This window comes from Methanosarcina sp. 1.H.T.1A.1 (genome assembly GCF_000979295.1).
GTDB lineage: Archaea > Halobacteriota > Methanosarcinia > Methanosarcinales > Methanosarcinaceae > Methanosarcina.
Genome location: NZ_JJQY01000048.1, coordinates 42,644 through 54,604 on the forward strand (window position 1 = coordinate 42,644; position 11,961 = coordinate 54,604).

An 11,961-nucleotide genomic window follows, 5' to 3' on the forward strand; every position below is an offset into this window, starting at 1 on the left:
TAAATAATATCTGTTATGGTTAATAATTTCTTGATAGTATTTTTTATCGTGTTTGATTAAAGGGCTTAAAAGAGGCTGCTAAATATGAAAAAGAGACTGATCACGTGTGGGATTATTTCTATTTTTCTCCTGGTTTTGATGACTGGCTTTGCGCTGGCTACAGCGAATGATCTATTGGTTCCATCTGCAATAACTGATACTGAAGCCTATTCTCAGGATATTGTAATTACTGAACATTCCGGAAAAAATCTAACAGGTTATCAGGTTCCTATCAACCTGAATTCTTTTAACTTTAATTTCTCACAGGCAAAAACAGACGGGTCTGACCTTCGTTTCTTTTCCGGAGGACGAACACTCAGTTACTGGATTGAAACCTGGGACCCGGAAGCTGAAAAAGCTCTTATCTGGGTCAAGATCCCCTTCCTACCTGCGAACAGGAGCACCACGCTTCTTCTGAAGTGCGGAAATCCGGTGGCTGAGGCAGTGAGTAACGGAGAAAAAACCTTCGAATTTTTCGACGGCTTTGAGGGGGATAAACTCCAGGGGCTTGAATGGAACACTGAAAGTGCAGGCGGAGGCATGGTTGAAGTCAAAAATGGCATGTGTAATGTGTCAGCTCCCAAGGTTCATGCTTATGATTCCTCTCTGATCTACAGCAAAGACAGTTTTGGAATTAATTCCATGTTCGTGGTCAAAAGAATGAAGGTTACCACAGGAACCGATGAGAGAGGGCCTCTGCTGAGACAGGGTTTCATAGATCAGATCAGTAACAGGAAAAACGAGATCAAGCACGAGACTGAATTTGCCAATGAGAGCCGTGTGCGTTGGGAGACATCTTACAGGAAGGAGAGGTTTAACACTTTTGACCGGACCGATGTCCGTGTTCCTGAAGGAGAATGGTATACGTCGGGAATCGCCTGGTACGAAGAAAATGACAACCGCAAGATAGCCTGGTTTAAGAACGGAGTCCGGGATGCAAGGATGGATTATGCTTCAAATGATTATATTACAAACCTCCCAATGCATGTTTATCTTTATGCAGCTTCTTATTCCGATGCCTCGAAGAATACGGGCTATATGGCTGTAGACTATGCTTTCGTCCGCAAATTTGTAGAATCCGAGCCATCTGTCAAGTTCGCTTCGGATCAGATCGAAACTGAAACCTCCACAGAAAATATTATTTCCGAACCTGATTCTATTTCCGAATCCGAAACCACCCCTGAGACTGAAGCTCCTGTTCCTGAGGTTTCAGTTACTGAAGAAACCTCTGAAACACCAGTACAGATACAGGAAAACCAGAGTGGAAATGAGACCAAAGTCCCGGAAACCCTGTTCCCCAGGTACAGTGTCGATGTTTCAGGAGTTAAGCTCTCTTCTCCATACGAGCTTGATTTCTCTGCACTTACAAAAGATTTTGATTCCTCCCGAATCGATACCATCTTCCTGAGCATGAACGGTGAAGATGTCTGGCAGTATGAGCGTTTTGTAAAAATGGCTCATGAAGAAGGAATGACAGTGTATGCAGTGCTTTTTGAGGAGCTCAACTGCACAGAAGAAGGAGCTATGAACACCTCTCAGTCTTCTTTGAACGCCATCCTTGACTATAATGAAAAGTCGCTCGCACCTTTTGATGGAATCAACATCTACATGAAAACTTCTCAGGATTCCGATTCTGAAGAGGGCTGTATGGACTATATACCCCTTTTTGAGGCTGCCCGGGAAAAAGCCGGAGAAAAAGTGTCCATTTCAGCAAGTCTTCCTCCCGGTTATGCTACATCAAACGTTGAAAAAATTGCTCCTCTTGTAGATTTCTTTATTGTCAGGGCTTATGACCGTGAGAAGAAAGGCCTGATCTCTGAATCGGATATTGAGGATGCGGTTGCACTCGAGATGGGTGAAATAAGAGGTGTGAACTCAAAAGGAATAATCGAAATTTCCGTAGACGAAGGCTTTGAGGATAAGTATTCAATACAGAACCTTTTTGCTACCCTGGTGGAATATTATTCCAATGATTCGGCTTTTATGGGAGTTTCAATTTCCAATTATGAGACCTACAAAGCCCTGCCTGTGAAGGCCGAACCCGAAGAACCGAAGTCAGCATTACCCGGGTTTGAAACGCTCTCTGTTTTGCTTGCAGGGCTTGGAGCATTTGCTTTTCTTAAGGCAAAGAAAAATTGAAACAAAATCAGGAAAATAGCAGGCTAGTAAAGAGAAATGGGCAAAAGGAAGAACAAAAGAAGGACAAATTAAGAACAAACGAAGAACAAATTAAGAACAAACGAAGAACAAATTAAGAACAAACGAAGAAAAAAAATCTTTTTCTTCCCTTCTTTTTTCTTTTTCAGCCATTTTCCCTTTTTTTCGCATAGCCCCTATTTCCTTCATTTACATTGCTGCATGGATTTGCATTGTTTCATCGTTTGACATCTGGAACCTGCGTGCAGGGTGCTAAAACAGTTTTCTAAATGTTCTGAGTCAAGTTTGGTCGATATGACCATGAAGGCGGAGCAGATTATTATTATAAATTAATTATTATTTTTCAAAATACTGCTATATATAATATCTAATTATATTATATTCCAATAACTCTTGTCCTATTACATTTCCGGGCAGGAAATATTTTCAAATAAAATATCTGTGAGTTTTGTTGGTGGGTAAATCCTGCCTGAACAAAAGAGATACAAAAAACCTGTAAACAAAAACCCTTTCTGACTAGAAACCTGCTTTTCTGACGAGGCACCTGCAGATTATGCAGCTGTTTTCTGGATGAAGCAGGGATCAAAATCAGGGTAGTGGGTTCATTAGCTTTACATTAATCTAAATGGAGTTGGGGGAAGTAGTTTTGATTAAGTACCGAAAGTTAGGAGTGCTTATTTTAAGCCTGATGATATTGTCTGTGTTTGCAGTGTTAAGTGTGACTGCCTTATCTGAGGAAAACGATTCGATTGGAGATGTGCCTGACCTGCCGCTCATCCTGCATGGTGGGCTGGATGTTAATGGAGAACCTGTCTCTGAGGGCTCTGAGATTCTGGCATATTATGAAGGAGAGCTAATTGCAAAAAGTACCGTAGGAGAAGAAGGTAAATACAGCCTGAACCTGAATCTCACTCCTGAAAACTATACTAATATTGAGGCTGTAGAGTTCTATGTCAATGGAAATATAACCAGTTTAAATATACCTGTCTCTGAAATTGAAGCGATTACAACCAAAACTCCGGGAACGATAACTGAAGTTGATCTCGAAGGTTCCGTTTCCTCTGCTGACATAAATACGAGTTCAAGCAGTATGGATTCAAGTAGCAGCAGTGATTCAGAAGGCGATGTAAAAATTGTGAATAAAGATTCTGTATCATCTGAGTATTCCACAGAAGCAGGAAATTCTGAAGAAGCCAGTTTTGCAAAGGGAGTGACAGATAGTTCTGTTGACATGCAGGAGCCTGTTACTCAAGCAGGTGATGAGGAAGGCGAAGATGCTGCAAAAGCAGGTTATTCAATATTCTTCACGGGGTTGCTTTTTGTTACAGCGCTTTTCGGTGCGTTCATGGTCATTAAAAGGTAATCAGCAGAACCAGGCTAACCGATCAAACCAGTAAAACTAAATCAGCAGAATTATTCTCTCTTTTTCTTTTTTTATTTTTGTCTCTATTTATTTTTGTCTCTATTTACTTTTGTCTCTATTTACTTTTTCCCGGGTTTTTCTATCCAAACTGAATAATTTTTTTTTGTAAGAGAAACGTTTTTATCCTGACCAGTCGTTTATACTTTTGCGTAAAAATGTTTTATATTCTGTATTTTAAATTTGAACGGGGGTTCTAGCATTAAAGTTCTCGGATTGGTGGGTAGTCCTAAAGTCGATGGTAATACCTCAAGACTTGTTAATGCAGTTCTTGAGGGAGCTGCGGAAAAGGGGGCAGAAACTGTAGTCTATAACCTTGCCTCTCTTGACATCAAAGGCTGCGATGCCTGCTGCAGGTGCCAGGAGCACGGTTGCTGTGTTATAGATGATGATATGCAGAAACTTTATCGAGAAATTCAGGCTGCAGATGTTCTTGTACTCGGTTCTCCTGTATATATGTGGCAGATGACAGCCCAGACAAAACTCCTTATTGACCGCATGACAGCTTTCTTAAGGCCGGATTTTTCGAGCAGGTTTGACAATAAAAAACTAATCCTTGTCTTTACTCAGGGAATTCAGGATAGGGATGCCTTTAAACCGTATTTCGAATACACAGCAGGTCTTCTTTACTATCTGGGTTTTGATGTTCTGGATACAATCGTTGCAGCAGGCACGGATAAGCTTGAAGTTGAATTCAGGCCCAGGTTGCTGGAGAAAGCAAAGGCCCTTGGGAAATTGGTCTCGGTTTCACACATTCCAGGCCCGGAGTACAGAAAGGTCGAATCAAGTTTGACTGAGTCTCTCTGAAATCTTCTATTTTATCTATTTTGTAGAGGAAATCCGTCTTCAGTCAGATTTTTTCGGAAATATTTTATACCTTTGTTGAATCATCTGTCTAATTTTTTTATTCTTTTTTTCGGAGGAGTATTTCAAGTGAAAGTTTTAGGATTAATTGGAAGTCCGAGAGTAGACGGAAACACCACAAAACTTGTAAATGCAATTCTCGAAGGGGCTGCAGAAAACGGCGCTGAGGTAAGAGCCTACAACCTCTCTAAACTGGATATCAACCCCTGCGAAGGTTGTACGAACTGCAGAACCGAAGGTAAATGCGTAATCGATGATGATATGCAGCAGCTTTATGAAGAAGTCCAGGCAGCTGATGCTGTTGTGCTCGGCTCTCCCCTATATATGTGGGAGATTACAGCCCAGACCAAACTTTTCGTAGACAGGCTGGTTGCATTGCTCAATCCTGATCTTTCCTCCCGTCTTAAGGTTCCCAAAAAACTCGTCCTGGCCTATACCCAGGGTGCCCCAGATCCAGATGCCTTTAAACATTATTTTGCCCATTTAGAAGGCCTATTTTCCTTCATGAACTTCGATGTCAAAGGAAGTATAGTTGCAGCAGGAACCTACACTCCTGAAGATATTCTTCAACAGCCTGAAATCCTTGCACAAGCAAAAGAAATCGGCAAAAGCCTGTAAAACACAAAAAGAGATATTCTATAAATTTATTGCTATGGGAATCTATTTCCCATTCTTTTTATAGGAAATTAATTAAAGAAAGTAATCTGATGTGAAAAATAATCTGGCACGGAAAATAATTTGATAGATTAAAGCCATAAAGCATGAATTCATATTCTGATTTCATGCCGCCTGGCTCCGGATTTTTCAATTTCAAATCTTTTAAATGCGTTTTTACACGCTATTGTCCTTACAAGTTATTGAACTCTTCAGGATACTCTGCAACCCCGCCGGTCCCGTCAAGAGCTCTTTTCTTTTACCCCCGATTAACGTTCCTATAATTAGCAGGATTTATATGTTTGATGTATTCTTTTAAATAAAGTTTAAGAAAATCAGTTTTGGTCTTCAATTCTTTAATTTATCTTTCCCCCTAAAAAGCTGCAAAACGGAGCCCCCATTCATGATCCCCTTTTTCAATGCAGGAAAAATAGCGCTTGGAAGCATTAAAAGTGCAAAGATGCGTTCGACCCTTACGGTGCTTGGAATCGTTATCGGAGTTGCGGCTGTGATTGCAAACGTGTCCCTTGGGGCAAGCTTCAACCAGCACTTTACGAATGAAGTAAACAACATCGGCTCAAATTTCATTTATATTCAGGGGATGCAGCCAAAGCTTTTTTACGACAATCAGCTGAAGATAGTTGAAAATACGCCCGGCGTGTCCGGAGTTTCGCCTTTGAAGTCCCAGACTGCTGAAGTTACGTACATGTCCGAGACCAAAAGCATCATGATAAGCGGGGTAGGGGGAGATTATGATGAGGTTGCAAATACCCAGCTTCGGGAAGGCACCTTTATTAATGATAATGATGGGTATGTCGCAATTATCGGGCACGATATTGCAAACGAAAAGTTTGGCCGGAACATCTCGGCCCGAAACTCCATAGATATAACCTTCAGGGTAGGAGAAGACGAGAAAATCACAAAAACCTTCAAGGTTAAAGGAATTATCCAGAACCCGGATAATACCATGGTCCAGGCGTACAACGATAACGAAGCTGTCCTTATCCCTATTGATGTCATGAATGAGATCCTTGGCGAAACGGACTATGGAGGGGTTTTTGCAATGGCTGAAAACCCTGCAACAATTCAGGATACCTCGGATGAAGTTGACAGGCGCCTTGCCCGGAGCTTCGGGATTTCCGAAAGGGACCTTGAGGACAAAGATTCGCGGCCCTACATGATGGTGAACCAGGCTGAGGTTTTAGAGCAGACTGACATGATGGCAGCAGCACTAAGCTCTTTCCTGACAGCGGTTGCCCTGATTTCCCTTCTTGTAGGCTCCATAGGGATCATGAACATCATGCTCGTAAGCGTTACCGAAAGGACAAGGGAGATAGGAGTGCTCAAATCTCTTGGCTTCACAGGCTTTGACATCCTTTTTCTTTTCATGATCGAGTCAATCCTGCTTGGAGTCTTCGGAGGTATTCTCGGAGGCGCTCTTGGAATTGCAGGCGCATACAGCGTGGAAACCCTCCTTAACCTGCCTGTGGTCTTCCCGTTAAGCCTGATTGTTGCCGGGTTTCTCGTTGCTGTCGCTGTCGGGTTCGTCTCAGGCGTCTATCCCGCAAGAAAAGCCGCAAAAATGAAGCCTGTGGACTCGCTCAGATACGAATAAGATTCTCTAAACTAACCTCAAATTATTGAAAAAAGAGCTTGAAAATTATCAGGGTCAGAACAAAAAGCCCAAGCCCCATCCGGATAAGAACCTTCCCCCGCTCAAAAGGCTCTCTTCTGGCTTTCACTGCTCCATAAATCAGCTGGCCCAGGCCCGGTCCTACCGGGAATATAAGAGGCCAGGTGTAAACCCAGCTTTCCCAGTTTCCTGTTACGTACTGGTAAAAGAGTAGCAGGCCAAACATGTTAAGAGTCCAGCTGAAAGAGGCAATCCATTCTCCAATACGACTCTCTGTTTCCAGGGATGTAGCAAAAAGAAACATTCCGGAAACAACAAGATAGAATGGAAAAGTAAATTTTCCCAGGTGGATTTGCATGGAAACTATCAGGCCAAACACCACCGTAAGAAGAAAAAATACAAGGAAAGCTGTTATTATACTGTGGTCTTTTCTTTTCCCCCGGTTTTCCTTCATGGCACCCCAGACTCACGAATTCTTATTCCTGCAATGTAATTCCTGTTGAATCATTATGCACCACTCTTTTTATGCACCATTCTTTATAATTATGTAGCATACAATACTCCAATAGCACACAATGCTCTTTCCTTTGGGATAAGTCAGGATTTCCCCTGACCCGAAGGATAATAATATTTCCGGCATAATTGAGTTATATGCATAAAGGGGGTTTGTGACTGGCACAAGATAAAATCGAGAAACCAGAAGAGGAATGGAAAAAGGTTCTCACTTCTGAACAATATCACGTTTTGAGGCAGAAAGGTACCGAGAGGCCCTTTTCGGGGGATCTTTATTATAACAAAGAAAAAGGGGTCTATACCTGTGCCGCCTGCGGGCAGGAACTCTTTTCTTCCGATACCAAGTTCGAGTCAGGGACCGGTTGGCCCAGTTTTTCTGATGTTATTGCCAGCGACAAAGTAAGGCTTCAGGAAGACACCAGCCATTTCATGCGCAGGGTTGAAGTTGTCTGCTCCCGCTGCGGAGGGCATCTGGGGCATGTCTTCGATGACGGGCCGAAACCTACGGGAAAACGCTTCTGCATAAATGCCGTTTCCCTTGACTTCAAGAAGAAACCCGAATAAGGAAAATCCGAATAAGGAAAATCTGAATAAGGTAAATTTGAATAAGGTAAATTTGAATAAGGAAAATTCAATTGTGAAATAAGGTCCAAAAGGCCCGAAGGATGAAATCAAGGGAGCTTAAAAGGGGGCTTGAAGAAATCTGAAACCTTCTAAAACACAGGTGGAGCTGGTCGGGTTTATCATCTTTCTGTTTCTTTACCTTGCCCTTTTTAATCTGCTGTTTAGCCTGAAAGGGTATGAATCTCCCATCTTTGCTCCGGGAACCCTTCTTTTTTCCTTTCTCGGATACTGGCTGGCCGGGTACCTGTACGACAGGTATCTGAAATGATGGGCAGTCTTTTGGAGGGAGCCGGCGGGAAAGCCGGCGGGTCGAAAGATAGCATGATTTATCTGACCTGGGCGAGCATTTCTATATAGAATCTTTATCTATGGGTACTTTCATAAGCTTTATTATAAATTACACCAATTTTCAGGGCAGATGTTCGAAGCAATTATTTTTGATGTGGACGGCGTCCTTGTGGATTCCATGCGTTTTCATGCTGACGCATGGGTTGAAGCTTTCCGGGAAGCAGGGATTTCCATCAAAAGGGAAGATATCTATGAAATCGAAGGTGGAAATGACCGGGGAATAGTCAGATCCATCTTCGAAAAATCAGGAAAAAACCCCGGGCCTGAGGATTTTGAGTCTATTCCCCGAAGAAAGCGGGAAATTCTTGACCTCAGCCTGATAAAGCCTTTTGAAGGTGTGGTCAGTTGCCTGGACAAGCTGAGGGATAAGTTTCGGCTCGCCCTGGTCTCAGGTTCAAGCCGTCTGGTTGTGGGGACTGTAATTGAAAATTTCTTTTCCGGCATATTCGAGGTCATTGTCACGGGTTCGGACGTTGAGAACGGAAAACCTGCTCCTGAGCCTTACCTGAAAGCAGTTGAAAAACTCTCCCTGCCGGAGGACGAGTGCCTGGTTGTGGAAAACGCCCCTATGGGAATTGAAGCTGCAAAAAACGCAGGGCTTTACTGTGTGGCGGTTTCAAGTACACTCGGGCCCGAAAGGCTGCAGCATGCAGACCTTATCTTTGAAAACCATGTTGAGCTTTTCAGGTATTTCAAAAGCCTGATTCATGATTGACCTGATTCATGATTGACCTGATGCATGATTGGTCTGATGCATGATTGAATTTTATCTCCAGAGCCGGAAAAATTCAATTCAGGCTACATTTAAGGCAAATGTTCGAAAAGGCTGGAAAAGAGGCTTTTCAGGAGGCATCTGGTCCTGCTTCTTTTTCGAGCAGTTCCCTGATGGCTTTTGGCCCGTCCAGCTCGTTTGCAAGCTTGCGGAGCCGCTCGGTCTTATTCCTATACGCCCTGTCTTCCAGGACTTCCCGGATGCATTCCAGAATGACCGCCGGAGGGGTAGAGTAACTTAGTTTTCTTCCGTAGCCCTCTTCTTCGACCACTTCGGCGTTGCTTTCCTGTTCGTTGTGCCCCTCGTCCGGGAAAGAGATGATCGGGATTCCGAAACTTAAAGCTTCCATCATTGTGCTGTGCCCTCCGGGGGCGATCACGGCATCGGAACTCTTGAAGTAGGGGAAGGGGTCTTTTATGAACTGGAGTACCTGCACGTTTTCCGGAAGATCAGTGAATTTTGAAGGGTCAAGGCTAGGGCCGGAAATGAGAGTGTAGTGGATGCCGGAATCGAGCTTTGCGGTTTCGAGCACTTTCCTGAAAATCGGTTCCCTGTACCCGAAACCTCCAATAAGGGAGATGATGTGGGGCTTTTTGAGGGAGATTTCTTCAACTTCGTCGTACTTTTTCTGGACCAGGGGGCCGCTGTAAAAAAGTTTTTCCCGGATTTTGTGGGTAAAACTCAGGTTCTTCCTGCAGACCGTGTAGGGGAGGGGATAGTCAGGGATGATTATCCTGTCCACCATCTCGAAAATCTGGTTGTACACCTTTTTGGTCAGTTCCCCGAGAAGTCTTATGGGTACACCCCTGCTTTTGAAAAACTCTTCCATGTTCGACTGGTTAAGGATTAGGTAAACGGGGAGCTTGAGGGCTTTTGCGGCAAGGATTCCAAGGTAATAACTGTCCGAAACCACGGCATCAGGGCCAATATCTCTGGTTAGCTTCAGGATTTTTGGCCCACCCAGGAGCTGGGCGTTTTTCAAGGTTGCTTCTACCGACCCTGTGAAGTCTAAAGCTCCTGCTTTTCCCACCAGCTTGATTTCCGAGGGAATGTCGTGGGCCTTATAACCTACCTTTTCGATAAGCTCTTTCGAGTATCCATATGCTCCAAAGTGAACCTCATGCCCTGCACTCATCATTTCTTTCCCCAGGGCAAGGCAGCGGCTTGTGTGGCCAAGCCCTTCCCCGCATATAAAAATTATTATTTTCATCAGCACAACTCCTTTTCTTCCGGCTTCAGGACTACTCACTCAAAGGTTTACTGTCTTCCATCTGTCCACTTTCCTGTAGATGTTGTATTAATGGGCAGATAACTATTCTAAATGATCGGATGCCCAATTAAAATGGGCACGGGCTGCCTGAATTAGTTCTACTGTTGACCATTAAAGTCATATGAATGTAGTAAAACTCCGGGCTAAAGGTTTGCGGGCCAAAAAAGTGAAGAGAATCGAAAAGTACTGAAATGTGCAGAAATGTAATGTGAAAAACAAAAATGTGCAGTATAAAGTAAATGAAACTGGAAAACGAAAAAAAGAGAACTGAGGGCTTATAAGCCGTAGTTCTCCGGAAGGAAGACTTTAACTTCACTCTTGTACTTTGTGAGGCAGTCGTCCATGAATTTGTCCATGTCGTCCGTAAGGGAGTCCAGGGATGCCTTTGCGTCTGCGAGTGCTTTGGTTTCGAACCTGGAGAGTGCGAGCTTGCCTGCAGCACCTTCGCTGACGATGTCACAGCATTCGATTGCAGCGTTCTTTGCTCTGAGGTAGATATCGTTTCCGTCCTTAACAATTGCCTGGCCGACCTTGTATGCGTTGTCGTATGCAAGCACGTAGGACTGGGGGTCTCTGTACCTGTCGGAGAGCATGAAAAGGTCCCTGAGAACTTTTTCGTTCTTGGTTTCAAGAGCGGTGTTCATGAGGGCGCAGTCGTATGCGAGGTTCTCGGACCAGCACTGAACTGTGGTACCACCGAATTCACCGTGGTATTCAACGGACTCGTTGGACCAGCAGTCACAGCACTGCATAATGAGGTTACCCATTACGTCGGAGTGAGCGCAGGTGGAAGTCTTACCTTCCTGGGTCATTGGCATACCGGTGATGGCTTTGACAATGATGTTTTCATAGCCGCAGTCCTTTCCGGGGCCAACTGCACCGCATTCGTATGCGACGAGGGATCTGGGGGCGGAAATTGCCCTTGCGATGATTGCGAGGGTGTGGGCAAGGTTCTTGTCGAGCAGTCCGCCGCCGATGAACATTGCGGTGTTTGCCTGGGCGCAGTCGGTGTCACCAGCTGCTACAGTGCCGGTCTTCTTTGCAATTGCTGCAATGTCGGACCAGATCATTTCCATGTCCATGGAGCCGAGGCAGCCGATTGAGTAGAGCATACCGGGGATATCGTTCCTGAGTACGGCGTGGTCGAATACTTCCTTACCACCCATGCTCTCTACGGAAAGCAGGTCTGCACCGGATTTGGCACACTGTTCAAAGGCTTCGAGGAAGACTGAGTACTTGTCGCCTCTGAGCTGGGGGAATTCTCTGTTCTCACGGATGTCACCAATGGTGTGGCGGAGTGCGCACTTTATGCCGTATTCATCGTGGTATTCTTCCATGATGGTTTTCTGGGCGTGTGCAACTTCTGCTCCCCAGGAGGGGTTGTTGGACATCTGCTGAACGTGTTCAGTTTCAAGGATAATTGCTGGGAAACCGACCTGGACCATTCTTGACATAACGTCGGTTGTGATCCTCTCGTATTCCTTTATGAGTTTTTCCTTGGATGCACCTGCTTCAGGTCTAGGAGCGTAGTTAATTTCAGGAATTGTGTAGCCAGCACCGATCTCAAGGCCAAGGCCTGCCTTTACGGGGTGCTTGGATACACCGAAGCTCATTTCGTCTGCACTTGCATATGCCATTGAAGTGTATCTTGTTGCTGCCATCTCATT

General features: G+C 44.4%; 11 protein-coding genes. 8 read left to right on the plus strand and 3 right to left on the minus strand.

The features are described from left to right. Nucleotides 1-84 precede the first annotated feature (84 nt). From EO95_RS04935 to EO95_RS04955, 5 genes are all read left to right on the plus strand, one after another. Entirely contained in the window at nucleotides 85-2,178 is a 2,094-nt protein-coding gene (locus EO95_RS04935; RefSeq protein WP_048132696.1) for a DUF2341 domain-containing protein, read from the plus strand. 664 nt (nucleotides 2,179-2,842) lie between these two features. Continuing rightward, on the plus strand, nucleotides 2,843-3,559 hold the full coding sequence (locus EO95_RS04940) for a hypothetical protein (protein ID WP_048132763.1): 717 nt from the start codon (nucleotides 2,843-2,845) through the stop codon (nucleotides 3,557-3,559). 240 nt (nucleotides 3,560-3,799) lie between these two features. Then, nucleotides 3,800-4,423 carry a flavodoxin family protein gene (locus tag EO95_RS04945; RefSeq protein ID WP_235282867.1) on the plus strand — a complete coding sequence of 208 codons (624 nt, stop codon included), beginning with the start codon at nucleotides 3,800-3,802 and terminating at the stop codon, nucleotides 4,421-4,423. A gap of 126 nt (nucleotides 4,424-4,549) precedes the next feature. Beyond that, a complete protein-coding gene (locus EO95_RS04950) occupies nucleotides 4,550-5,098 on the plus strand; it encodes a flavodoxin family protein (protein ID WP_048132698.1) in 549 nt (182 codons plus the stop codon). 439 nt (nucleotides 5,099-5,537) lie between these two features. Further along, nucleotides 5,538-6,749, plus strand: coding sequence for an ABC transporter permease (locus EO95_RS04955; RefSeq protein ID WP_048132701.1), 1,212 nt, complete (start codon nucleotides 5,538-5,540; stop codon nucleotides 6,747-6,749). Nucleotides 6,750-6,771: 22 nt separating this feature from the next. Here the strand turns inward: EO95_RS04955 and EO95_RS04960 are convergent, their stop codons facing one another. Next, the gene (locus EO95_RS04960) at nucleotides 6,772-7,221 is read right to left on the minus strand and encodes a hypothetical protein (protein ID WP_048132704.1); all 450 of its coding nucleotides are present in this window, start codon (nucleotides 7,219-7,221) and stop codon (nucleotides 6,772-6,774) included. Between the two features lie 218 nt (nucleotides 7,222-7,439). On the opposite strand from EO95_RS04960, the gene msrB reads away from it, so the two are divergent. The 3 genes from msrB to EO95_RS04975 all read left to right on the plus strand — a co-directional run bounded on the left by msrB (nucleotide 7,440) and on the right by EO95_RS04975 (nucleotide 8,967). Next, nucleotides 7,440-7,844 carry a peptide-methionine (R)-S-oxide reductase MsrB gene (gene msrB / locus EO95_RS04965; protein ID WP_048132706.1) on the plus strand — a complete coding sequence of 135 codons (405 nt, stop codon included), beginning with the start codon at nucleotides 7,440-7,442 and terminating at the stop codon, nucleotides 7,842-7,844. Nucleotides 7,845-8,004: 160 nt separating this feature from the next. Beyond that, complete coding sequence (locus tag EO95_RS04970; RefSeq protein WP_235282868.1) at nucleotides 8,005-8,172, plus strand: hypothetical protein; 168 nt, start codon at nucleotides 8,005-8,007, stop codon at nucleotides 8,170-8,172. A 150-nt stretch (nucleotides 8,173-8,322) separates the two neighbouring features. Next, the gene (locus EO95_RS04975; RefSeq protein WP_048132710.1) at nucleotides 8,323-8,967 is read left to right on the plus strand and encodes an HAD family phosphatase; all 645 of its coding nucleotides are present in this window, start codon (nucleotides 8,323-8,325) and stop codon (nucleotides 8,965-8,967) included. A 127-nt stretch (nucleotides 8,968-9,094) separates the two neighbouring features. Here EO95_RS04975 and EO95_RS04980 read toward each other — a convergent pair whose 3' ends face one another. Together EO95_RS04980 and mtaB are read right to left on the minus strand one after the other, a co-directional pair. After that, entirely contained in the window at nucleotides 9,095-10,234 is a 1,140-nt protein-coding gene (locus tag EO95_RS04980) for a UDP-N-acetylglucosamine--N-acetylmuramyl-(pentapeptide) pyrophosphoryl-undecaprenol N-acetylglucosamine transferase (RefSeq protein ID WP_048132766.1), read from the minus strand. 335 nt (nucleotides 10,235-10,569) lie between these two features. Next, a complete protein-coding gene (gene mtaB / locus EO95_RS04985; protein ID WP_048132711.1) occupies nucleotides 10,570-11,955 on the minus strand; it encodes a methanol--corrinoid protein co-methyltransferase MtaB in 1,386 nt (461 codons plus the stop codon). Nucleotides 11,956-11,961 lie beyond the last annotated feature (6 nt).